The organism is Sulfolobales archaeon (assembly GCA_038881635.1).
Classification (GTDB): Archaea; Thermoproteota; Thermoprotei_A; order Sulfolobales; family AG1; genus WYEN01.
Map to the genome: position 1 here is coordinate 120,369 of JAVZPJ010000002.1, position 24,275 is coordinate 144,643.

A 24,275-nucleotide genomic window follows, 5' to 3' on the forward strand; every position below is an offset into this window, starting at 1 on the left:
ATGCCTAGACATTCGATCCTTTATTATCCTATAGCAAAAGCTCTTAAGAGAGCAGACTTATTAGAGATAGCTGTTGAGAATTCTAAACGACGTGTAGCAAGAGATCTTCATGTAGTCGCCTTGAGTAGCAAGAGGATGCATGACATCTTATTAAAAGATCTCTCTACAAGGAAAGAAGCGATTTCTAAACGAGTTATAAAGACATCCAAAGGCGAGTATGCTGTTTACTATGAAAATCCTCATGACATAGATTTCATAGATAGACTTCTCGACAGAGTGGAACTAAGAATACATAGGCTCTCTGCATTCACAAGAAATAACATGGTTGAACTAGTAGCCGAGATACGAGAAGATTCTATTCCAAGCTTGGTTAAAGCATTAAAAGAACTGAATAAGTACATCACCAGATGATCTCTAGAACTTCCAATCTTCTAAGCAAAAGATTCCGGGAATACTTCTTTAAAACACGTTATTAGCTTCATAATATCATTAGTATAATGTGCCTAGTATGAGGAGTTTTCTTCTTAGAGTTCCTGAGGATAGCGATATAATTGAGTTTCTTAAAACCTATGCTAGGAATCATGGTATTTATAAAGCTTATGTCTCAGGAATCGGATCATTTAAAGAAGCTGTTATAGCTTACTACGATATAGAACTTCAAAGATACATACCGAGAGAACTTAAAGAGATCGTTGAAATAACCTCGCTTACAGGTAATATAAGTCTTGCAGATGGAGATGTTTTTCCTCATATTCACGTCACACTAGGAAGAAGAGATGGGTCAGTTTTAGGAGGACATCTAATAAGAGGAATCACACTCCTAGCAGAAGTATACATACAAGAAGTACCAGGACAACCTCTAGAGAGAAAACCCTGGAAATACGGGTTGAGGGCATGGGAGATAGAAGAATAGTTCTTTAACTAAGAGATTTAAAGCTCAAGCTGAGATGATAATCTTTACCCTATAACTATTTTCAGGAGAGGTGTGGCGGGCCCGCGGGGATTTGAACCCCGGACCACCGGCTTAGGAGGCCGGCGCTCTATCCTAGCTGAGCTACGGGCCCTAGTATTGTATTTTGAGATGGAGAAAAATTTAATTTTCGCCTTAGATCTTTAGTATGAGTACTTCTGGTACGTCATCCTTGAACAATACTATTATCTTTCCCGGGATATCTGAAAGCTCTACACTTATTGTCTCAAGATCTTTTCTCATAGTAGCAAGTCTAGTGATCTTCTGATTAAGATCTTCTAGATACTTCTCATAATACTTAAGCTCTGCATCTGGAGAGGGATTTATAGAAAGTTTCACAGACTTAAGATCTATTTCAGCAACTGAGGTCTGCTGCTTCACTTCCGTACCCAGCTTACTTAGTATTCCCACTATCTTTCTTTGAGTCTCAGCTTTTTTCCTAAGTTCCTCAACACCTCTAATCAGTTCTCCAAAGATCTTTCTATATTCAACTAGCTTTCCATCTATGTATGATATAAGATCTTTGACACTGCTAAACTCTCTAATCATATGCGCTATCCCCATTAATACTAGTGGGAGATAGCTAATATACCACAATCCTTTAGCTATTCTAATCACTATATTAGTTTAATTCGATATATACTACTAGAAGGTATTGTATAGGAGGTGTGAGTTTGGGGAGGAAAGTTCAGAGAGAGAATAGAAGAATTATGAAAGAGAGGATCCCTGCAGAAGCTTTGATCAGTAGAGGTGTGCAGAGGATCGGTTTTATAGTGGCATTAACACTTCTGGTCTTCATAGGATCTCTAGGAGTGTATCTCAGAATACTACCTCTAGCGAATTCTCTCTCGCTCGGATACACACCATACCTAGATGAGCTGGATCCTTATTCTAATTATTATGTAGTTAAATACATGCTAGAACATGGACCTCTATCATTCTGGGATCTGAAGCCTCCGAACCCTGCTGCAACATTATTCTGGTATCCCTGGGGTAGAGATTTTCCAGCTACAGATGTTCCTGGCATATACTATACTATATACTTCTTATACATACCATTCTCAGGTGTAATGGATCTCATGAGCTTCATGTTCCTCCTACCAGTTGTAGCTTCAGCAATAGCTTTTATAGGAGTTTTTCTTACTGCAAGAGAGATCTCTAGAAGTAATATAGCTGCTGTTATCACTACAGGTCTTCTAGCTACTTTCTTCATGGATCGAACCGTAGCCGGCTTCATTGTTAAATACACCATAGCTATCATGACTCTCCCATGGATCACATACTTCTTTATCAAAGCATTTAACTATAGAAAAAGTATATACTTCATAGTAACAGGCCTTCTCTTAGCATATTCAGCATATTCAACAGGTTTATTCGTAGCACCATATCTATCTATATATGCTACGATGGTGTTATCACCTCTCGTCTATCGTAAGGAATCTCCGCTCAGAATGATCATGGAATTAGTGTATATCTCAGCTCCTCTAATCCTTGTATTCATATCTACACCTATATACGGGATCGACTATATAACTAGAAATCTAGGTATCATACCCATAGCATCAATACTAGCAATAGGTCTCTACGGATTATACCAGAAGATTACGCCAAAGAACTCCCTCAAGATATACATAGCATCAATAGTAGGAGTAATAGCTATAGGTCTCCTAGCGATCTTCACAGGCTTTATAAGCTTAGCTGGAAAAGCAGCACAGGCTCTAGGAATATATCATGTTCTAGGAACTTTATCATTCACGATAGCAGAGTACCAGCCTACTAACATGGGTTACGTGCTTAATGTCTATGGCACTGTAGTCATTCTCTCTATATTCTCTCTACTATATGGATTCTACCTAGTCTTAAGCAGAAGAGATCTGACGGCATTCTATCTATCTATTCTAAATATAGCTATTCTCTACGTACTATCAAATCTAAGCTATTTCATCTCGTATGCTGTGGTTTCTATGACTATGATCGCTTCATTATTTATAGGTTTTCTCGTTAAAAACTCCTCGCAGATATTCACTAGGATTAGAAGATATGTAAGCTTCTCCTCAGTATTCTCGCTACTGCTACTAATCGCAGTACTATTATCACATGTATACATAGTATACAGCTATCATATTCCCGCATATAGAAGTCATCTCCCCATGATACTTACCTCGGGAATATCCATGTCAGCTCCCTCAGATGCATGGCTTAGAGCTCTTGAATGGATCAGGACTCAGACTCCTAAAGATTCTGTGATAATGGCTTGGTGGGATTATGGATACTGGATCACACCACTCGGAGAAAGAGCTTCGGTGGCAGACGGATCCACTATAAATGCTACACAGATAGAGATCCTGGCTAAGATACTTTCAGCAGATAACGAGACAGAAGCTGTGAGACTAATGAGAGAATACCTACATCTGCAACCCAATAAAACATATGTACTTGTATATGATGCATTCCTAGTCAATACTTTCGGAGAGTATATAGTACCTCTTAATTGGGCTGATGCTGCGAAAGGTATTTCAGCAATTCTTAGAATAGCCGGTGTAAACATAGACTATGACATATACGGGAATAACACTCCATCATACTATACAATAGGTTCAGGACCTCAGAAGTATGTTAGAGTAGTAGTCCAGCCTGGAGGTTTTTACACTATAAAACCTAACTGGGCTTCTCCAAATATAAGCAACACACTACTCTACGGGATCATGATCGATGGAATGCTCAGACTATTCCCAGGATATTCATTCTACTCCGACGACCCAGCCAATGGAGGAACACCTGTCGAAAGACCTACATTCAGCCACTTCCAACCTGCAGCTATAATACCATCATACATACCGATCAACGTAGGAGGTTATTATACAGCCTACGTCGTTATATTCATATACAAGTTCACGGGCTAGCTTGTTTCACATGATTTCTTTTCAAATAGTCTAAGAATGCATTCCCACACCCTATCTAATGATACCTCTCGAGAAATAGGTTTATATGGTTTCTTCGTATAAGCATTAAGAGATAGATGTAGGAAATAGCTCTAAAAGCTCTCAGCTCGATAAAAACTAGTGAAGGTTTGAGATAGTAGGTACGATACATGAGGTCAGCTTGTGTAAATCTGTATGAGAGTTATGCATCTTGAGATCTTAGAGAGATCTTATCTAGAAACTTACGCATAGAATCTCTTTCACTTGCTAGAATTAGCAGTCTGTTGTAGAGCTATAAGAGAATCAAATATTGAAAAGATTCGATGGCGAGAAAGTGTTTTCTAGAGATGAAGACTTGAGAAGTCTTTTCTAGAGGATAATTCTCCTACTCGTTAGATCTCTGGATGTAAGTTTTCTGTAGATCTCTATCGAATCAGAACACCATAGATCAAGATCTCTTTCTCTTATAATACTCTCATCCTTGTTCAAAGGCTTTAAATATACTATCTTAGAGATCTTGAGATCCTTAAGATCCTCAGGATTTAACTCTATATCCCTTTCAGCTAGAATTACTAGCAGTGATTTTTTAATGAAATAACCTAAAATCTCGCCTCTAGACATGCGATCTTTTAAAGAGTTTTTCACAAGCATATCAATCTCATTGCTTAGAAATCCTATCTCTTTAGAGAAGCTATGAGATATCTCTACAAAGACCTCGGGTTCAGGATTTTTCTCGTATCTTCCTATAAGCTCTCGAGCTCTTGCTATGATTTCAGGAGTGAGTCTTCTAAGCATCTCAGGAGTGAAAATTCCTCGAGGTAATATGCCTACTACTACGGAGAAGTTTTTAAGAGAACTACTCTCAAGAGATCCATAGCAGGGGGCTCCTGGTATTTTTCTGACCTCTATTCCGTATCCTAGAAGCTCTGAGATCACATCTCCAAGTCCTGTCATGGATCTCACTTCAAGCTCGTGAGCTATCAAGCCTGCTGAAACTAATATTCTTCTAATATTCTCTCCACCTAGGATCTTTGAAGCTATTCTAAAGCCTAATCCTATTGCTATATTCGCGCTGACTCCAGCTCCTGCTCCTAGAGGTATTTCCGATATCACTCTCATTTTATAAGACTCTCCATAGGATCTTCTGGCGAGAGATATCATGTCAAGATTCACACATTCTGAGTCTACGTATAGGTCGCATCCTACCTCATCATAGCAGATCCTAGTCATCGGCTTTAGAACTATTCCAACTCCAGTACTCCCACTCCTCAGAGGATCCTCATGATAATGAGGAGTCCATACACCACTTATATGAAGAGGTATTTCAAGACAATTGCTCGTTAAAGATACACCCTTACTCTATTTCACCTTTAAATATATATAGTGATTTATGCCTAAAGCAACTGTTTCGGCTTTTAGATTTATTGTTTTATTTTATTCTTCTTCTATGATATTATGTATACTTGTTTTCCGTGGAGATATTCTATCTTCTTCTTATCTCTTCCTAGTGGGTAGAGAGCTATATTATTCTTCCTATACTTTATAACGCTATACTTTACGAAGTAGAATTCGTTTACCTTAAGGAATACATCATCAGCTTGTCCAAGGTGTGGAGGTAGATCGAAAGATAATAGCAGTAGAATAAGTAGAATACTACAATGTACTAAATGTGGATTCGTAGGTGATAGAGACTTTATCGCATGTATAAACCTGTTCCACAGATACTTAAGATGTAGGGTTTAGAGATGCTCCTAAACACATCTAAGGGTGGTGCAAGCCCAAGACCGATGCAGGGGAACAGAGATGAGGCTATAAAACCAAGCGATATAAACCTGTGTTAAGAGCTGAACCCCTTTAGATCTGTTCTCAAAATAGTTTCATAAGCTGATCTCTAGCAGATTCTCCTAGTAAGAATCTGGAGAGATTATAGATTATAAGAATTTCGCTAAGAAAGAAATTATGGAGAGTAAGACATGCTCGATCCTAGACATCCTAGATACAGATCTATTCTCTATAGAGAGATCATAAGCAAGGCTATGGAAGAAGGCATCGTGGTTCCTCAGGGACTTATAGCTCATGGAAGAGGTGAGTGTTTTGATTATCTCATTGGTGAGTGTACTACCGAGTTTGCATATGAATCTATTAGAGCTGCTGCGGCAGCTCTACTAACAGCGGTGCATCCTGTTATATCTGTTAATGGGAATACTGCTGCTCTCGTAGCTAGAGAGATTGTGGAGCTCGCTAGAGAGGTTGGTGCTTTGATTGAGGTGAATTTATTCTATAGAACTATAGAGAGATCTATTAAGATAAGAGATCTTCTTATGAGAGAAGGTGCTGAGAGAGTTTTAGGAGTTGAAGATGCGATTGCTGTGATTCCTGAGATACATAGTGAGAGAAGAAGAGTAAGTCCAGAGGGTATTTTAAAAGCAGATGTTGTCCTAGTACCTTTAGAAGATGGAGACAGAACTGAAGCTCTTAGAAAGATGGGGAAAATAGTTGTGGCAATAGATCTAAATCCTCTCTCTAGAACCTCTAGAGCGGCGAGCATAACTATTGTTGATAATGTTGTGAGGGCAATGCCCAGAATAATTGATGAAGTAAGAAGGATCAAGGCTTTAGGAGATTCCTATAAGCAGTATGCGATGAAGATTCTTAAAAACTATGATAATAATAGAATTCTATCACAAGCACTACTTCATATAGCCAGAAGACTTGAAAGCATAGCGAGAGGATCTGATGAGAGGGTGGGGTGCATCTCTTCTTAAGATCGCAGATATGATAATGCAATATATGGGCGAATGTCAGGTCTAATAATATATTCCGGGAAGCTTACAAGTAGAATGGTATAGGTTTTGGGAGGCTTAGATCAGGATAGTAGTTTTAATAGGTATGTTAGGTATTACAAGCATCTCATAGATAGAATAAGTTCCGGCACTCCTACCGAGAGGAAGAGTTTAGAGGAACTCTTGAAAGAAGAATATCCTGGAGTAAGCCTTAGAGATGGTAGTAGACATATGTTCTCTAGAGAAGAACTCAGAGATTTCTCAAGAATCTTTCCAGAAGATCTTAGAAAGAAGATTCTTCTTCCAATAATACTCGGCAAAATACATGGTATTTCTCTCTATAGATTTTCTGAATGTGATAGTACTATCCAGGCTATGATAGATATTCTAATTAGAGAGGGTTTAATTAGCAGAGATGCTGCAGATCTCACATCATGTGTTCTAAGATATGATGCTACAAGAAATCTTATTAAGAGGTATGGGAGCTTAATAATATTAACCATATATCAAAAATCATATATAGATGTAAGTAGCTCGGATAGCGAGGGTGGTAATGAGCCGTAGAGAGAAGTCGGATCTAGACTTTGGAGGAGATTTGAATCAGAAGCTTATGAGCTTGCTTAATGAACTCAGGAGAAGAGGATTAGAAGCTGAGGTAATGAACTATCCTGAGAAGAAGAGATCTGTTGATATACTAGTTAGAGAGAAGGCTCTTATAAAACTTTCTGAAGATGTGGAAAGAGTTTCAAAAAAAGAATTCAATGATCTTATGGCAGCATCCGTTCTATTCAGCACGTCAACACTTATAATATCTGATAAGATATATGGTGAGAAAGTTATGCCAGGAATAGTATTTGAGAAGCATGGTGTTAGAGTTATTAGTAGTGATACATTTCTCGATTACACCTCTGGACGTGGTGTATCTATATATGAGTGGAAGGGATCCTTCTATGTGAGGATTAACAGCAAAGCTCTTAGAGAGCTTAGAGAGAAGAGTAATATGAGAATTAGCGAGGTTGCTGAAATGCTCAAGGTAAGTAAGAAAACTGTTTATGAGTACGAGAAAGGTTCAATGGATCCAGAGATAGATCGTGCTGAAAAACTGATCGAAATATTCGGAGAAGAAATAGTGGGAGAAATAGATCTATTCTCAGATACACTGTATCAGATAGATAGAGAGAAGGTTCTTGAAAGGCTTTTAATCAGATCTTCAGATGAGGATCCTATAGCTAGGAGGATTAACAAGGCAGGTCTCACAGCTATAAGGCTCTGGAGAACAGCTCCTGATATCATAGGTTCCTATGATGATAATAGGTTTACAATAGTAGTAGAGAGAAGAGGAGAAGAGAATATATCTAAGAAGTTGAGAGAGACCATCAAATTCTCTAAATATTTTAAATGCAGAACATATTTCATACCGTCAGGATCTGACCTAAGAGATAAAGATCTGGAGGGAGGGTTAAAGGGAGATCTAGAGGTTTTAAGCCCTAATAGCTTGGAAAGAGATCTTAAGAGTGCTCTCAGAAAATAAGGTGGATGGCTTCATATTGAAGATATTTATAACAGGAAGACCTGGAATTGGTAAGACAACGGTTTTTATGAAAGTTGTAGAGATGCTTAGAAGAGAGGGATCAAAGGTTCTAGGATTCTACTGCCCAGAAGCTAGAGAAGGTGGTGTGAGGATAGGATTTAGAATAGTTGATATAGAGACAGGTGAGAGCGGATGGCTTGCACTGGCTAGAGATAGATTTGAAGGCACATGTGTCGGGAGAATCGGGAGATACTGTGTGATCAGAGAAGATGCTGAGAGAATCGCGCTGAAGATTCTAGAAAGATTCTATAGTTCAGCTGTTTTAGCAGTAGATGAGATAGGGCCTATGGAGCTTATGATAGATTCTTTGAGAAATCTTATAGATAGATTCTTATCCTCGGAGAAGCCAGGAGTCTACGTAGTTCACGAGAGAATTGTTGGAGAGCTGATGAGAAGATATCATGATGCTCAAATATATAGAATTACAGAGGCTAACAGATCTGAAGCTTCTTTAGATATATTTTCAAGAATCATAAGATACATATCTCGGGAGAGATGAGCATAGAGATTCGAGAATTTGAATGTCCTAAGAATCTTGAGACCGTAAGAGAAGGGCTTGCCAGCATATGTGCTCCAAAAAAAGATCTCTACGTACGTGAAGACGGTGTTTTCGAGCCTGCATGGGCTCCTGTCTTCTATAACCCTATAATGAGTATGAATAGAGATGCCACGATACTCTTTCTTAGAGTAGTTAGCAAGAGGAATAGGATTAGAAGAGCATCAGATCTTATGTCAGCCACTGGAGTTAGAGGTATTAGAATAGCTCTTGAAACACCTGTGGAAGAAATATTTATGGGCGACATAGATCCTTACGCATGTTATATCACCTCGATCAATACGAGGCTTAATAGTGTTCATGATAGAACGAGGATCTTCTGTAGCGATTATAATATCACAGCCGTAGAAATTGTCAGGGGAGGTATTAAGGTAGACTTTAATGATCTAGATCCCTACGGATCTCCTGCACCATTCATAGACTCAGCTATAGAACTTGTGAAAAGAGGAGGATTTCTAAGCGTGACAGCAACAGATATAGCATCTCTCTCAGGATCTTATCCTCTAAAAGCTTTGAGAAGATACGGGTCTAAAGTCTTGAGAACAGACTTCGGTAAAGAGGTTGGGATAAGAGTATTAATTGGGTTCATAGTCAGAAGAGGAGCTGAAAAAGATCGAGTTCTTAAGCCTTTGATCTCATTCTATTCGGATCACTATTATAAGATATTATTCGAAGTTAATAAAAGCGCTGGAGAGAGTAGTAGAAACTTAGAGAAGCTAGGCTACTACAGGTACTGTTCTAAATGCTTCTACAGAGATATTATAAGATTAGAGGATCTAGGGAGAACAAGAGATTTTCAATGTCCTTATTGTGGTGGAAAGCTGAATCTCATAGGACCTCTATGGTTGGGAGAGATATGGAGTAGAGAGATCATAGAGTTAATGTTAAGAGAATTAGAAGAGACGCCGTGGATCGGGGGGAGATTTAGAAGACTTCTAGAGATAATAGAAAGCGAAGCAGATATAGAAACACCCTATCACTACACCACAGGATCTATAGCTTCCACTCTTAAGAAGAGTCAGCCACCTCTATCGAGTGTTCTAGAATGTCTCGCTAGAAGAGGTTTTAAAGCTTCTAGAACTCATTTCAGTTCTATTGGATTTAGAACTGATGCGGAATTTAAGGATGTTATAGATTGTTTTAGGAATACCTCTAGATACTAGAATTAAGTAAGAGATCAAATACTAGGATTCTTTTCAACAAGTTTTCCCAGTTTCTTCAATGTTTTCTCGGCTAACTCTCTTAGATCTTTTGAGAACACGAAGAAACCATAAGGATTATAGAGAATATGATCACAATCCATGAGATCTGAGGGTTTCCAACATATTTTCAGATAGTAATAGCCGTTACCACCAAGTCCTAGTAATGCTTCGAGAACAAAACCTTTGTACTCTATATAGCCGCTGTAACACCACTTCATTCTGGTTAGGATGATCCTTTCCACACCTAGTTTCATCATATGATCTCTGAAAATTCTAACATGATTCTCATCAGGTATTTTCGTAGCATACACCAAATATATTCTCTCACATCATAATTTTATATTGATATGTGCGGTGTCTATACAAACTTCAGAAATCTATGGATATGGAAGTATCTGGGTAGAAGAGTTTCATGGTATCTGAAGGTTTCAATTAATGAGATGCCTGCAAAATATCTTATCGCTAAGAGAACTCCGACTCCTCTTGACAAGAATTCTGAGATAAGCGTGGAAGAGGGTTTAAAGATCTACGAGAAAGCTACCGAAGAATTTCTCAGGATCAAGAGAGATGTTGAGAATGGTCTTAAGCTAGGCAGTCTCGAAATACCTAGCTATAGTCTTCTAGACCTAGCCAAGGATCTTGTATGGAAGATCGTGAGAAAATGTGTTTTCTGCAGATGGAGATGCGGAGTTGATAGAAGTAATGAGAGTAGGCTTGGAGCCTGCATGCTGACAACCGAGAGCAGAGTCTCATCATATTTTCACCATCTTGGTGAAGAACTTATATTCAGAGGAACTCACGGGTCTGGTACTATTTTCTTTACATCGTGTAATATGAGATGCCTATTCTGCCAGAACGCTGATATATCTAAGGATAGGTTCAACGGGATTCCGGTAACCCCGAGACAGCTAGCTCAAATGGCTTACATGCTGAGGATCGAGGGTTGTCATAATATCAACTGGGTTGGTGGAGAGCCTACCCCTCATATTCACAGCATTGTGACAGCAATATGGCATCTAGCTTATGAAGGTTTCAGACTCAGACCCTCAGAAGAAGATCTCGATGTGATACTCAGAGTTAAACATGATTTCTTCTTATACCCCTACGATATAAGATACGCATATTATGAGGGAGAGTTTAATGTTCCAATGCTATTTAATACTAACATGTTCCTCAGTAGAGAAGCTCTAATCATACTAAGACCTCTCATAGATATATGGCTTCCAGATCTTAAGTACGGTCCTGGCAGGTGTTCTATAAGGCTTTCCAGAACTCCATGGTATTGGGAGACTGCTACAGAGAATCTTAGGATATTATATGAGTGGGGTGAGGATATAGTTATAAGACATCTCATAATGCCTAATCATGTTGAATGTTGTTCGAAACCTGTGATAGACTGGATCTCTAAAAACATCCCTGAGACACCTGTGAATCTCATGGATCAGTACAGACCTGAGTATCAAGCAGATCCCAGATCTCCTCTTTTCAATAAAGACGCCTTCGATATAGCTAGAAGACCTACGAGAAAAGAACTTGAAGAAGTATGGAGATATGCGGAAGAGAGAGGAATAATATTCAGAGAAATAACATTTGAAAAGAAAGGTTATAGACCAGAAGATTTCTAAGTAGAATGCTGACGATGAGATCTTAGCTATACTGTCTAAGAATTTCTATCATTAGTGCAAGACGTCAGCAAAAGTCGAGATATTACATCTGGTCGTACAAGTAGGAGTGTAACGAAAAATTGCTTGAGATATCCTTTATAAGTTTTCTTCTCTTTCTCTAGAGTTCTATAAATACTTCCTGGTATAAGTAATATAGGTGGTTCAATGGATCTGATTCCTAAGAAGTATGATGTGATAATTGTAGGAGCAGGAGTAGCGGGATCCTCAGCAGCACTGCTTCTCAGTAGAGAAGGTTTTAAAGTAGCTTTAATTGATTCAAAGCCTTGGGATAGAGCTGGAGACAAGCCTTGCGGAGATGCAATTGGAAAACATCATTTTGATGAAGTAGGAATAAAACCTCCATCAGGAGAAGATCTAGATGGATTTGTTAGAGGAATACTTCTCTACAGCCCTTCTGAGGAGGTTGTTTTAAGAATCGAGGGTGAGGGCTACGAGATCAATAGAGTTAAATTTACTCAAAGACTTATCAGAGAAGCAGTAGATCTAGGAGCTGAATATTTCGGAGGAACAAAGGTGTCAGAACCTATAATTGAAGGAGGCTTCGTAAGAGGGGTAAAGATCTTCAGAGGAGATTCTAAGACAGAGCTGAGAGCTCCCGTAACTATAGATGCCTCTGGTAATAGTAGAAGTATTATTCAGAGACTTCCAAACGACTGGCCCATAGTGGAAACATTAGATCCTAGAGACTCTAATATAGCTTACAGAGAGATTAGAGAGCTTCAGAGAGATGTAGAAGAACCTGAGTTTATAAAGATATACGTCTCAAACAAGGTAGCTCCAGGAGGTTATTGGTGGGATTTTCCCAAGAGTAAATATAGGAATGTAACTAACGTAGGCATAGGAGTTCAAGGTGGAATGGGCTATGGACATCCTAGAGATTATCTCTATAAGTATGTTCTTGTGAGAGAAGAATACAAGAACTCAAGAATCATAGAAAGCGGAGGAGCTCTAGTCCCAACAAGAAGACCTCTATCAACCATGGCTTGGAACGGTGTTATAGCGATTGGAGATGCCGCATTCACTGTAAATCCTGTTCATGGAGGGGGGAAAGGTTCTGGAATGCTTTCAGCTAAAGCCTCTGCAGAGGCTATCAAGAAGGCTTTCGAGATGGGAGACTTCAGTGCTAGAGGTCTTTGGAATGTTAACAAGCTCTATATAAGATACTATGGGGCTAAACAAGCTTCACTAGATATCTTTAGGATATTCCTTCAGAAGCTTAGTGATGATGATATTGAGTACGGTCTTAGAAAAAGAATCATGAGAGAATCAGATCTCTATGAGACTAGTAGCACTGGTGTTATAAGAAGATCTGTTTTCGATAAACTGGAAAGAATCCTTGCAGGACTTGGAAGACCTTCACTACTCTACAAGCTCGCCCAGGTAGCATCTTATATGGAGAAGATCAGAAGGCTCTATGAGGAGTATCCTGAAGATCCTCAGAAGATCTATGAGTGGATTGAGAAGATCAGGAACCTCTATAGTGAGTTCACATCAGTAGTGCTAAGATGATTTTTAGACTCAAAATTCTTCAGATCAGATCATTATTTCTTTTGAAGGAAAATTCTTTCTCCTATCACGAATACTTTATAAATCACAAACCATATGATGAGCGATGTAGGTGAACTACTTCAATAGATATTTCAAGGTTCATCAGGTTTCACATCGATTAATATTGTCTCCCTACAATGATTGTTCTGCTGATTTCATCTATTTCACATCTCTTATATCTAGTAAGAATCTTGCGAATGCAGGCTCACAATCCTGATCACGAGAAGAATCTGATGTAAGAGGTATATTATAAGATTTAAAAATTTTAAGATGCTATTAAAAACTTCGGGGGTGATGCGATTACAAGGAGTAGTGCAAGAGAGAAGAATTGAAGAGATGAAAGTATCTACTACAGATCTATATCTGGCTGAATCTTTGAGTCTTCAGATATTTCTAAGGATAGAGGTTTCATACTATCTTTCCTGGAAAACAGCTTATGTAGCAAGATAGCAAGAGATGATCCCTATGATCGAGATATTTCTATCTCCGATCCAGTATATTCTGGTAGTGTTCTCAGGATTTCTAGTTGGATTCAGCTTAGGATTAATTGGAGGAGGAGGATCTGTTCTCGCAGTTCCTCTTCTCCTCTACCTAGTAGGGCTGGCTCATGTGCCAAGTCAATATGCTGAGGTAGCGAGCGAATATGAGAACATAGTAGATCATATAGCACTAGGATCCACAGCACTAGCCGTAGGGTTGAATGCCTATATCAACGCATATGTGCACTATCGCCGTGGCAACATAAGACTGTCTGAAGGTATCTACTTTACAATTCCAGGAGTTGGAGGAGCTCTAGTTGGAAGCTATGTGAGCCATATAATCCCTGGAAGATCTCTGCTTTTCTTCTTCGGGGTTTTCATGATCTTTATTGCTCTAATGATGCTAAGACACTCAGGAGCTGAGAGAAGATCTGTTGGAAGAGTTAGAAAATGTCTCATACCACCTATAGCATTTCTTATAGGATTCGCATCAGGCTTCTTCGGGATCGGAGGAGGATTTCTCATAGTCCCAGGACTGCTATTTGTAGGGCTTTCTATTAATAATGCTGTTGGAACATCTCTCATAGCTGTGGGATCCTTCGGTTTAACATCTGCAATCGTATACTCCTTCTACGGTTATCTTATGCCTGTTGTAAGTCTCTTCTACTTGATTGGTGGTGTTGTAGGAGGATACATAGGATCTCTTATATCTGTTGGAATGCCAAGAGACCTCTTAAAAAAGATGTATGCTCTCATAATAATAGCGGTAGCGATATACATTATGATCAGGAATTTAGGGGGGTTATTCAGTCTAGTTTGAGTTAAGAATTTATAGGTGTTAAAGAGATCTACAATAGAAAACTGTTAAGCAAAGAAGAAAATCTATGGATGAAATAGCATGATGATAGAGCCGGCATACGCGTTTCTAGCATCTATAGTATTAACAGTCATACTTATAATTAGGAGAATCGACATATCCATAGCTTTAGGACTGGGAATAATTCTATACTCTCTGCTCACAATCAGAGAAATAGAGGATCTGAAGAAAGTTTTAGGCGGTCTGGAGAATGCACAGGCTTTATTCATACTACTATCATTGATCCAGGCTATGTTTCTAGCAGATCTATATAGAGAAAGCGGTGTTGCAACAAAAATGATCAGAGGAATCTCATGCTTAGGCGAGAGATTATCAGGATTTATAACACCAGCAATTATAGGTCTGCTTCCAATGCCCGGAGGAGCTTACATATCAGCGGTGCTGGCAGACCCTATATACACTAGGGTAGGTTTTAAGTCTGAGGAGAAGACGTATATAAACTACTGGTTTAGGCATATATGGGTTCCTATATGGCCTCTCTATCAGAATATATTAATAGCTTCAGCATTACTAGGAGTAAGTGTTAAAGAGATCTTTGATATCAACTGGAGAATTACACTCTCAAGCATTTTATCAGGAACTATCATATCTCTATATATTCTACGCAAAGGCGGAAATAAGCTGTCAAGAAAAGAGATAGATACCAGAGATCTCAGCGAACACTCTCTAGAAAAAAGGAAAAGAATCTCAGGCTGCGATCCAAGAGGTCTACTTCATGTATGGCCTTTCATAATAATATCACTACTCGCTTTAGCTCTAAACGTGATCCTACCTCTCACACTCTTCATAACTCTAATTCTATTCATACTCATCTATAGACCGAGCACTCAGACTATTCTCAGAGCTTTAAGATATTCTCTGAACATATCGATAATAGCTCTTCTAATAGAGATCTTCATTTTCAGTGAGCTGATCCGTGTCACAGACCTTGCAACAGACATCAGCAGGATCACCTCAGGATACTTAGTACTCGCACTACTAATGGTTCCTATGATAATAGGTTTCGGAACAGCAGCCGAATTCGCCTATGTAGCACTCGCATTCCCACCATTTTTAGGAGTATTCGAAACCTCAAAGACATATGTAGAGATAGCGTTTTTAGGAGGCTTCACAGGTGTCATGCTAAGTCCTTCTCACGCGTGTCTGGTTCTCTCCGCTAGATATTATAATTGTGCTATTACAAAACCCTATAGATATATAATACCATCTGCTCTGCTCACACTCATCATAACTCTGATTCTTACTTCAATAAGTAGAGGTATTTAAAATATCTGCCGGCATCGATTCAAAACATTAAACGCAGTTCATAAAGACTTCAAGAATCATATTTTCGCGCTTTCAGGAGATCTAGGCACCTCATACCTTGAGTATCTAGGAAGAGGAGTGGGAAGACCAGATCCTCTACCACAGGAGAGAAGGAGGAGAATATCAAGAAGCTCTAGAGAGAAAGTATATAATAATCTAAGCGTTGCCCGACTAAGAGTGATTATAAATCCAAGAGCTATCCAGAGAGAATGGAAAGGAGCTGGCCTTCTCTATCGGGGTATAGAGATTTTGAAAAGATGAGAGGGATTATGAGGATCGTCTGAAGAACCGAATCCTTTAACAGGTTTCAAGAATTTTTCTCTTGAGAGGATCCCAGCCAGCTTCTCTTCGCTTATACCCGGCGTTATCAGAGCCTCTAGAGCTATGCATTCTGATAGAAGGTAATCTATGTGCCAGAACATTTTTCTTTTCTTCGAGTAGAGATGTCTCACTACTCTCGAGCATCCTCTACCGCATGATCCTACATATATGTAGTAGCCTTCATCTATTTGAAACTCTCTCCCTCGGGTTCTTATGATCTTTTTCTCGCTGCATTTTACTAGAAGTATGTATGAGTATACATCTCTTTTGTTATTGTCTCTAGGACTTTCAGATAGAATTCTCTTGAACAATTCGCTAACAAGCTTATCTATAGATCTTCTAGCATAGTCTTTCAATCAATCACAGATCTTTTTATATTAGAAGCCTTATATTACTTCTATCGGTGAGCCGTAGTAAAAGGAAGTATTTTATTGCATATCCATATTGATGTTAGTCTTGAAAACATAGTCTTACTCTCTCTTTAAATCTTGAAATCTAAGAGAGAAGAGAGGTATAGATTCGATATTAAATAGATCGATATAAATTTATATAGGGTCGAACTTCGATCTCTGAATCCTATATCTAAAGAATTTAAAGATGTCTTAATTATAAAATCTTAGGTGTTTCCTCTGGGTGAGCATGTTTCTAAGATAGGTATCATCTCGGGTGGTCAGATAGAATTTTCGGAGCTTAAGACTCTTGACAAGAAAGAAGTTGTAGAGTTGATTCTCAGATACCCTCGTATACTTCCTCATCTTAGAAGTACTTCTCTTCTTGTTTACCCTAGAGTTATGAGACTTACAGGTAGTTTCTTTAAGACATGGAGTATCATTATGGCTAATTTGAGGAGGAAATTAGAGTTGTTCCTAATACTATTTGAATACTATGATTCTTCAGAAACTCTTTCCCTCGATCCTTTCACTATTGAAGAGTTTAAGAATTCATGGATCTACAGATCTTTTAAAGAGAGAGTTTATGACAAGATCATAAAATATATGGAGAAACTAAACCTATGTAGAACAAAAGCTACATGGGCTAAGAACCTCAGAGAATGGCTTGAGAAAAGCATTCCAGAAGCTGGTAGAGATATTGTTTGTAGAGATATATACGTGGGAGAGGTCACACTACTTTTCAGAGAACTTAATAGTGGTATAGAGTATCTAGTAAGATCTCTTAACGATGATCTCGACATAAGGTTTGTAGCTTCAGAGATCAGAAGAATAGATCTCAATGATGGAAGGATTATAATCATAGGAAAAAGCTACGTACCTCCTAAAAGAATACCTTTAAGTAGTGTGAGCTTGATTAGATTCAATGAATTTGTAGAATAAATCTTCTAAAGACATGTTTATTAGCCCAGCTTCTATATTATCTTTATCGGAATCTAGGCGGAGATATAATGAACTCTATATTCAGCGATCTAACTGGAGGTAGAGATTTATTTAGAATCTTCAGCGAGCTTGATGTGTCTAGATGTTGTGGTAGTATAATGGAGAATAAGATCTTAAAAGAGATCGTAGATTTAAGTAGAGATTTCATATGCTGTATAGACACGTATCCAGTGATCTTGTTTCCTATAGAGATGCTCAAACCTCATGAGAACATAGATCCTGTGAGGTTGAAAGAATTAGAGGAAGATATACTAGGTAGAGGCATTATTGAGAAGCCTATTCTCGTAGAGTATAATACATTCATAATATTAGATGGTCATCACAGAGTTCAAGTGCTAAAGAGTATTGGGAAGAAAAGGATCCCGGCTCTCTTAATAGACTACAGAGATCCTTGTATAAATGTTGATAGCTGGAGAAGTGATTGGATCGTTTCAAAAGAACTTGTGATCAGAGCTGGATTAACAGGATCTCTTCTACCTTACAAGACTAGTAGACATACTCTTTGCAGATCTGTTCCTCAGATTAATATCAGTCTCAATAGAATACCATAGGAGATCTTGATGGGAAGAGTTGATCTTAGAGACATTGTAGGATCCCTAAAGTTTGAGATCGAATTAAGAGAGTTCATAGAGATCGCATCGAGAGTTCTCAGAGAAGGAGGTTTTAGATGTATTGATCTGAATAACTTATCTAGAGAGGATCTGAGGATCTTAAAGGTGTTATATATGATGGGATGCAGACATGTATACTCCTGTGAAAAGGATTCTAAGGATTGGTATAGCTTAGAAGACCTAGGATTCTATGATGATATATCACCACAACCTTATAGAGTATTCAGAGATTCTGAAGAACTTCTCTACAGAAATTGGCCGACTCCTCTGCTAAGGATCAGATCTCTATCTAGCGGAGGAGTCAGAGCATGGGCAAAGCTAGAGTATTATAATCCCTACAGCATGAGTATCAAAGATCGTATTGGATGGTATATGGTTAAGGTGTACTCTGAAGAGAAAGGTGAAAAGCTCACTGGAAGAACCATTTACGAAGCGACATCAACCAACACAGGCATGGCTTTAGCAGCTATGTCTAGATTGAATGATTTTAAAGCAGTGCTATTCATCCCAAGCACTATTCAAAAAGCCTCAGATATACTTCTAGAAGTTATGGGAGGGAAAGTTGAGAGAAGACCTAAGACTCTTACCATAGAGATGATAGATGAGGTAGAACAGATCTCGAGAAGCTCTGGTGGAGTACATCTTAATCAGTTCTATAATGATGCGAATTTTCTCGTGCACTTCAGATATACAGCTAAAGAGCTAGATCTCCAGATAAGATCAGCAGGTCTTAAGATGAAAGGTTTAATAGCTGGAATTGGAACCTCAGGACATTTCTCAGCACTTTCAATATACTTCAAGAACAGATTAGGCTCTCACGTGAAAGCATATGCTGTTCAACCAGCTCCTGGCGAGATCATACCTGGTATCAGAAGGATTGAAACTGGGATGAAGTGGATTCACATGGCTTCTTACGAGGGGATCATAGATATTAGATTACGCGAAGCTATAGAGGGAGCTCTTGATATTGCGAGAAGTGAAGGTATTCTCGTAGGACTTAGTAGTGGTGCTGTAGCTAGAGCTTTTAAAAAGCTCGTATCTGAAGGAGTTCTCGATGAAGGTGACTATGTGCTGATATTTCCAGACAACGGATTTAAATATATCGAGCAGTTCTCAAGATATTTCTCTGGAGAGATAAAATAATCAGATCCTATCGATAATCTCGATCCATAGGTGCATCTTGTCAACCTGTGTCTTCATGAATTTAAAGTGGATCTCCTCATTGAATCTATTGAGATTTTTCTCTAGATGTTCAGCTAGGTCTCTGTAGGCATCATGATAATTCCTACTACTTATAGGAGCTTCATCAACTATTCTCCACAAGATCTCATTTATGATCATACCTTCAAGCTCTGCTCTGAGATCCTTCCACACAGATCTAGGTCTCTTCTCATGCTTCAGAGCAGGTTTTCCTATACAGAATCTACCTCCCACTACATCGCTAATCTTCTTTGCAAAGATTCCAGACCATATGTCATCAAATCTATCTATATTCATATATCTCATATAAAGCTGGTAGAATGCTGGCACCAGATCTCTTCTGAATGATGTGTTCATAGAACAAACAGCGTAATAAGATCCTTTATCTACTATGATCTTTTCATGGAGAATCTTTTCAGAATATATAGAAGGTCTTCCATCTAATCCTCCGAACATTAGAATAGTCACAGCATCAAGATCTGGAATACCTGTCCAGAGCCCCATATTAAGAATACATTCATCTTCTGCATCTCTAGAAGAGTAATTGTAGATCCTCACCGAAGAATCATAGGGATGACCTCGAGGAAAGATCCTACCGTTTCCTCCTCTCACCTCTAGAAAATCTATGGTGTTAACCCATTTAGATGATGAAGATATTAGAATACCTCTACTCATCTCTAGATTCTCAACATGATCCTTAATAATCTTATAGTTCTCAAATTGAAAAACATCATCATCAATCTCTATAATATAATCTGAGTTCTCCTCGTAAGATACGAGAAAACCAAAACTTGTCTCTGCATGACTTTTCTCAGGTATAACTGATAGAAATCTCTCGTACGATGATCCAAATCTCTCTCTAAACCAGTTCTCACGCTCTCTAGGCCCGTAGAATTCAAGTTCAACATCGTATCTAGAGAGGATCTCTCTATTATACTTTCTAATACTCTCATCACCCTCATCAACTACAATAATCTTCTCAGGTCTTCTATTTTCAACTCTTAGAAGTGTATCAAGATTATCAAGAGGATTTATAGAAGCTGTCACGATATAGACCTTCCTCCGATCTCTTAGCATAATTCTCTCCACTAGAGTTGTCTAAACACGCTTAAATTAAAAACCCGGGCTTCATAAGCTTGAAGAGATCTAAAGGATCGAATGATCTTGTACCTATTAGTTTGCTTGGTGAGAGCTGATGTTATCATATGTAGTGTTAAAAAGCATGGGAGAGAAGACTGTATCTATAGTAAAAAGTTTTTAAGCTGTTCTAGCTGCTATAGGTTCCTGAAGATATGTATCTCGAGGCAGGCTCCGTGGTGCCTGCTGATATAGCTCTCGATGACCCTGCGAATGGTGAGCAGGTGATGAGGGAGAAGTCCATAGCTATAATACTCGAGATAATCGAAAACACCTGAACAAACCAAAATAAGTGGCACGGGCAACCACTATGTTATCTACATACTTAGAGTAGGTGAGAAAAGGTTAGAGAATTTCATGAATAGAATTCTAAGCTTTAAACATATCTAAGGAATGATATTAACTGGATATAAACTAATGATAAAACTTGAAACAGTTGAGAGGGACTTAGCATAGCTAGAAGAGAACACATGATCATAGTAGCAATGCTAATCTTGATGATATTTAGCATAAATACGACACTTCTAACAGGATATACAGCTTCTCTCATAGAACTTTCGAAGAGCATGTGTAGAGGATCTTTATATCTCGAGAAAGTTGAGTGGTTCTATACAGATTACATAGTGATAGATAATAGATATGTATTTGCAGGTCCTATAGGAGTCTCTCTAATTCTTTCTCCTCTAGCATGTATTCTCGATAATAAAGTGGAGATTCTTTTTGCAGGAGGTTTTATAATGAGTTTAAGTATTATAATATCGGCTGTCCTCTTCTTCTACTTTCTAAGAGAATTATCGTCAGGCAGATATGCTCTTACATCAGTTCTCATAGTGGTACTATCATCACTACCATGGATCTACTCATCACATATATTTCCTCAGGCTATTCTTACAATGTGCTACTCTGCATTGATTCTTTATACTCAGAGAATCCTCTCTAGCAGAGATCTTAATAGTCTCTCTATAGCATTACACTCTCTATTCTCTCTCATAGCATTTCTATCAGATCCCTCAACAATTATTCTCATCATAGCTCTCTCATCTATTGCGCTTACGAGATTAAGCTATCTCGTTAGAAGAGGTATTCTAAAGAGAGGTAGAATGATTCTATTTATAGTAGAGTGGCTTATAATATTCTCTCCAGCTCTTGTATTTCAGGCATACTATAACGCCAGTACTACTGGAAGCATGATTATATTTCCAGAAGTACTGTACTCGAAGGAGAGAGGCTTAGGATCCGGATTTAATCTCAGTCTAATACCAGCAGGCTTAGTAGCACAGCTTATAGATCCTAGGAAGAGTCTTCTAAGCCTTTATCCGGCTTCATTTATATCCCTAATCTATTTATATAGATCCCTAGACCTTTTGGAAGAAAGGCTTCTCAAGGTATCATATGTCGCGATGATAATCATACCTCTCATAGTATACTCTTCATGGCATGATTTTCACGGAGGTTTATCCTACGGACCTAGATTTCTAACCCCTGTAACGGTTTTGCTCTCACTATCAGTATACTATATCCTGAATCACGGAAGAACATATGAGAAGATCCTGATTCTTTCTCTCTCCACATATTCTGTTCTTGAGAATTCTATTGTTCTATCATCTACACCGTATCCTTGTGCATTTCAAGATCTAAAGCTTCTAGAGAATCAATTCTACACCTGCTCCGTCAGACAGCTTATAGAAAATCCTGGAGCATCTCTGCTATCAACTCTTCTCAGAGATCTCATAGAATCCAACAGTCTTGCTAATATGATCTCAGCAGGGATACTCTTCACTCTAGCTATGCTGATAATCTTCATATCATTTAGAGAGAGAATATGAGATATTAGATCTTGCGAGAACCATCTCTAGGATGGGAGTGGTAAGTATATAAGTTCATCATGTAACATATCTCTTGAGAGTAGAGGTGCCAGATTATAGCTGATAGATTCTCTAATCTCATAGAATCTTGGAGAAGAATTCTAGAGCTTGCTAGAAGACCTGATTCTGAAGAATACAAGCTCTTCATAAGAATCATATTCCTAGGATTCTTTCTCGTAGGCTTCATAGGCTTTACAATATCTCTACTGGCATACTACATACTCACATGGCTTGGGGGAGGCTTATGAGTGAGAGTAGTAGAGATGCTAGCGAGGAGTTTAGAAAGCTTCAGCTATATGTTGTGAGAACTATAGGTGGTAGAGAACTTGACGTAGCTTTAACCGTTGAAACAATAGTAAATTCTCTGAAGAATGTCAATCCAACAGATCAGACTCTAAGCTACTTAAAGGATATAAGAGCTATCATAGTTCCTCCGGATATAAAAGGCTATGTCATATTCGAGGTTCAAAACCTTCATACAGTATATCTAGCTGTTAGAGATATAAGACAGGTTAAGGGTAGAGCTGCAGGATCTATAAGTTATAAAGATCTTGAGGAGATGATCAGAGTCAAACCTATTATAGAGATGCTTAGAGAGAAAATGGTGGTAGAGATAGTTGCAGGACCTTTCAGAGGTTCTAGAGGAACTATACAATCTATAGATAGAGAGAGGGAGGAGGTTTCAGTCTATATAGCAGAATCTCAGTTTCCAATGACTATAACACTTCCAGCTGAATTTGTAAGACCTGTTCAGCAGTAGATTTTCAAAAGCTTGTTATGATATCATCAGATCTCTTAGAATATCCTCAGAGATCATATAACCTCCACCCATTCTAATAATTCTTCCTATAATCTTCGGATCTATATAGTCTCTATATTCATATTCTCTAACACTCTTCCTAAGAACGTTTATGTCGGTATTAATCATGTTAGAGTATCTCTCTACAGCTCTATCCATGTTCTTTCTAGATCTCTCTAGAGATTCTATATAGATCTTAAGGATTTCATCGTATAATCCCTGGACAAGATTCTCATGCACTGCAAGAGTACAACAATGGTATTCTCCCAGGATCTCTCTATAAGATCTTATCTTTATATTTTTAAGAGCTCTAGAGCTCTCAGAAGCATACGGCTCCCAAAGACTTGCGGCATGAGCGGATCCTGAGCTTAGTTTTTCTATTACTTCGCGTGGATTTTTGTAGTAGCCTATTTCATAGGATATTCTCATGCTTCTCATTATAGAGTGTGAGAGAATCTCCATAGTAGAGAGAGGGCTTGTGGCTATGATCACTTTATCATGCTTGCTTGCTATATCCTCTACATCCTCTAGAGATGCTAGGAAACCTCCTCCAAGAGCTCCTCCAGGGATCATTTTTATAGGAGCTCCGTAAGCTCTATATCCTATCTGAGTGTAGATAGGGATCATACCCATGTGGATCTCTCCTCTCGATATAGATCTCGCTACATCGAATACATTATCAAACAATACAACCTCTGTTGTAAAACCTAGATCTTTTAATCCCTCGATCATATCCGGCATGAATATATACTCGGACGCTCTTACAAAGCCTATCCTGATACGCCTTCCCGTGAGTGGATGCACGTATTTGGCGTGTCTAACGAAGACTATTCTTCCAGGTCCTCTATATCTTATTACAAGCCCTCTTCTCTCAAGTTCATCTATAACATCTGATACATAACCTTTCGAGGATCCTGTTATGTATACTATCTCTCTCTGACTTACACCTCTAGGTCCTGCTTCTTCTATGATCCTGAGTATCTTATCTTTAATACTACTACGCTCTCTCATTAATCTCAAATTTATATTAATCT

25 protein-coding genes and 1 tRNA gene are annotated in these 24,275 nt (G+C 38.5%); 19 read left to right on the forward strand and 7 right to left on the reverse strand.

Features of this window, described 5'->3' with window-relative positions; all coding sequences use genetic code 11:
- A partial coding sequence (locus tag QXS89_02335; protein MEM3831018.1) for a hypothetical protein occupies window positions 1-411 on the forward strand: 411 nt, incomplete at its 5' end.
- A gap of 97 nt (window positions 412-508) precedes the next feature.
- The gene (locus QXS89_02340) at window positions 509-913 is read left to right on the forward strand and encodes a DNA-binding protein (protein ID MEM3831019.1); all 405 of its coding nucleotides are present in this window, start codon (window positions 509-511) and stop codon (window positions 911-913) included.
- Between the two features lie 73 nt (window positions 914-986).
- On the opposite strand, the gene QXS89_02345 is transcribed toward QXS89_02340, so the two are convergent.
- Both QXS89_02345 and QXS89_02350 read right to left on the reverse strand, forming a co-directional pair.
- Window positions 987-1,064 (reverse strand) — tRNA-Arg (locus QXS89_02345).
- A gap of 41 nt (window positions 1,065-1,105) precedes the next feature.
- The gene (locus tag QXS89_02350) at window positions 1,106-1,519 is read right to left on the reverse strand and encodes a hypothetical protein (GenBank protein MEM3831020.1); all 414 of its coding nucleotides are present in this window, start codon (window positions 1,517-1,519) and stop codon (window positions 1,106-1,108) included.
- A gap of 125 nt (window positions 1,520-1,644) precedes the next feature.
- Between QXS89_02350 and QXS89_02355 the strand changes: the two genes are divergently transcribed.
- Complete coding sequence (locus QXS89_02355; GenBank protein MEM3831021.1) at window positions 1,645-3,873, forward strand: STT3 domain-containing protein; 2,229 nt, start codon at window positions 1,645-1,647, stop codon at window positions 3,871-3,873.
- Window positions 3,874-4,260: 387 nt separating this feature from the next.
- Here QXS89_02355 and QXS89_02360 read toward each other — a convergent pair whose 3' ends face one another.
- Window positions 4,261-5,121, reverse strand: a complete 861-nt coding sequence (locus QXS89_02360) for a hypothetical protein (GenBank protein MEM3831022.1) — start codon at window positions 5,119-5,121, stop codon at window positions 4,261-4,263.
- A gap of 743 nt (window positions 5,122-5,864) precedes the next feature.
- Between QXS89_02360 and QXS89_02365 the strand changes: the two genes are divergently transcribed.
- From QXS89_02365 to QXS89_02385, 5 genes are all read left to right on the forward strand, one after another.
- Window positions 5,865-6,656 (forward strand): 4-phosphopantoate--beta-alanine ligase, encoded by a 792-nt coding sequence (locus QXS89_02365; GenBank protein MEM3831023.1) that lies wholly within the window; start codon window positions 5,865-5,867, stop codon window positions 6,654-6,656.
- A gap of 87 nt (window positions 6,657-6,743) precedes the next feature.
- Window positions 6,744-7,238, forward strand: coding sequence for a DUF61 family protein (locus QXS89_02370; GenBank protein ID MEM3831024.1), 495 nt, complete (start codon window positions 6,744-6,746; stop codon window positions 7,236-7,238).
- Window positions 7,228-8,205: a helix-turn-helix domain-containing protein gene (locus QXS89_02375; protein MEM3831025.1), complete on the forward strand. Its 978-nt coding sequence runs from the start codon at window positions 7,228-7,230 to the stop codon at window positions 8,203-8,205. The genes QXS89_02370 and QXS89_02375 overlap by 11 nt, the downstream gene beginning before the upstream one ends.
- Window positions 8,206-8,221: 16 nt before the next feature.
- A complete protein-coding gene (locus QXS89_02380; protein ID MEM3831026.1) occupies window positions 8,222-8,764 on the forward strand; it encodes an NTPase in 543 nt (180 codons plus the stop codon).
- A complete protein-coding gene (locus QXS89_02385; protein ID MEM3831027.1) occupies window positions 8,761-9,984 on the forward strand; it encodes a tRNA (guanine(10)-N(2))-dimethyltransferase in 1,224 nt (407 codons plus the stop codon). Before QXS89_02380 ends, QXS89_02385 begins: the two co-directional genes overlap by 4 nt.
- Window positions 9,985-9,998: 14 nt before the next feature.
- On the opposite strand, the gene QXS89_02390 is transcribed toward QXS89_02385, so the two are convergent.
- Complete coding sequence (locus QXS89_02390; GenBank protein ID MEM3831028.1) at window positions 9,999-10,337, reverse strand: hypothetical protein; 339 nt, start codon at window positions 10,335-10,337, stop codon at window positions 9,999-10,001.
- 33 nt (window positions 10,338-10,370) lie between these two features.
- On the opposite strand from QXS89_02390, the gene QXS89_02395 reads away from it, so the two are divergent.
- The 5 genes from QXS89_02395 to QXS89_02415 all read left to right on the forward strand — a co-directional run bounded on the left by QXS89_02395 (window position 10,371) and on the right by QXS89_02415 (window position 15,878).
- A complete protein-coding gene (locus QXS89_02395) occupies window positions 10,371-11,648 on the forward strand; it encodes a radical SAM protein (GenBank protein MEM3831029.1) in 1,278 nt (425 codons plus the stop codon).
- A gap of 204 nt (window positions 11,649-11,852) precedes the next feature.
- A complete protein-coding gene (locus QXS89_02400) occupies window positions 11,853-13,217 on the forward strand; it encodes a digeranylgeranylglycerophospholipid reductase (protein ID MEM3831030.1) in 1,365 nt (454 codons plus the stop codon).
- A gap of 333 nt (window positions 13,218-13,550) precedes the next feature.
- Window positions 13,551-13,706: a hypothetical protein gene (locus QXS89_02405; GenBank protein ID MEM3831031.1), complete on the forward strand. Its 156-nt coding sequence runs from the start codon at window positions 13,551-13,553 to the stop codon at window positions 13,704-13,706.
- Window positions 13,707-13,721: 15 nt separating this feature from the next.
- Entirely contained in the window at window positions 13,722-14,555 is an 834-nt protein-coding gene (locus QXS89_02410) for a sulfite exporter TauE/SafE family protein (GenBank protein MEM3831032.1), read from the forward strand.
- A gap of 78 nt (window positions 14,556-14,633) precedes the next feature.
- A complete protein-coding gene (locus QXS89_02415; GenBank protein ID MEM3831033.1) occupies window positions 14,634-15,878 on the forward strand; it encodes a DUF401 family protein in 1,245 nt (414 codons plus the stop codon).
- Between the two features lie 269 nt (window positions 15,879-16,147).
- On the opposite strand, the gene QXS89_02420 is transcribed toward QXS89_02415, so the two are convergent.
- The gene (locus tag QXS89_02420) at window positions 16,148-16,594 is read right to left on the reverse strand and encodes a DUF123 domain-containing protein (protein MEM3831034.1); all 447 of its coding nucleotides are present in this window, start codon (window positions 16,592-16,594) and stop codon (window positions 16,148-16,150) included.
- 264 nt (window positions 16,595-16,858) lie between these two features.
- Between QXS89_02420 and QXS89_02425 the strand changes: the two genes are divergently transcribed.
- The 3 genes from QXS89_02425 (at window position 16,859) to QXS89_02435 (ending at window position 19,383) form a co-directional block, all read left to right on the forward strand.
- Window positions 16,859-17,569 carry a hypothetical protein gene (locus tag QXS89_02425; protein ID MEM3831035.1) on the forward strand — a complete coding sequence of 237 codons (711 nt, stop codon included), beginning with the start codon at window positions 16,859-16,861 and terminating at the stop codon, window positions 17,567-17,569.
- 68 nt (window positions 17,570-17,637) lie between these two features.
- The gene (locus QXS89_02430) at window positions 17,638-18,180 is read left to right on the forward strand and encodes a ParB N-terminal domain-containing protein (protein ID MEM3831036.1); all 543 of its coding nucleotides are present in this window, start codon (window positions 17,638-17,640) and stop codon (window positions 18,178-18,180) included.
- 9 nt (window positions 18,181-18,189) lie between these two features.
- On the forward strand, window positions 18,190-19,383 hold the full coding sequence (locus QXS89_02435; protein MEM3831037.1) for a pyridoxal-phosphate dependent enzyme: 1,194 nt from the start codon (window positions 18,190-18,192) through the stop codon (window positions 19,381-19,383).
- Here the strand turns inward: QXS89_02435 and QXS89_02440 are convergent, their stop codons facing one another.
- Window positions 19,384-20,517: a hypothetical protein gene (locus QXS89_02440; GenBank protein MEM3831038.1), complete on the reverse strand. Its 1,134-nt coding sequence runs from the start codon at window positions 20,515-20,517 to the stop codon at window positions 19,384-19,386.
- A 215-nt stretch (window positions 20,518-20,732) separates the two neighbouring features.
- On the opposite strand from QXS89_02440, the gene QXS89_02445 reads away from it, so the two are divergent.
- From QXS89_02445 to QXS89_02455, 3 genes are all read left to right on the forward strand, one after another.
- A complete protein-coding gene (locus tag QXS89_02445) occupies window positions 20,733-20,855 on the forward strand; it encodes a hypothetical protein (GenBank protein ID MEM3831039.1) in 123 nt (40 codons plus the stop codon).
- A gap of 192 nt (window positions 20,856-21,047) precedes the next feature.
- A complete protein-coding gene (locus tag QXS89_02450; protein MEM3831040.1) occupies window positions 21,048-22,403 on the forward strand; it encodes a hypothetical protein in 1,356 nt (451 codons plus the stop codon).
- A 283-nt stretch (window positions 22,404-22,686) separates the two neighbouring features.
- A complete protein-coding gene (locus QXS89_02455) occupies window positions 22,687-23,202 on the forward strand; it encodes a transcription elongation factor Spt5 (GenBank protein ID MEM3831041.1) in 516 nt (171 codons plus the stop codon).
- A 15-nt stretch (window positions 23,203-23,217) separates the two neighbouring features.
- Here QXS89_02455 and QXS89_02460 read toward each other — a convergent pair whose 3' ends face one another.
- Complete coding sequence (locus tag QXS89_02460; protein ID MEM3831042.1) at window positions 23,218-24,252, reverse strand: MarR family transcriptional regulator; 1,035 nt, start codon at window positions 24,250-24,252, stop codon at window positions 23,218-23,220.
- Window positions 24,253-24,275: the final 23 nt, after the last annotated feature.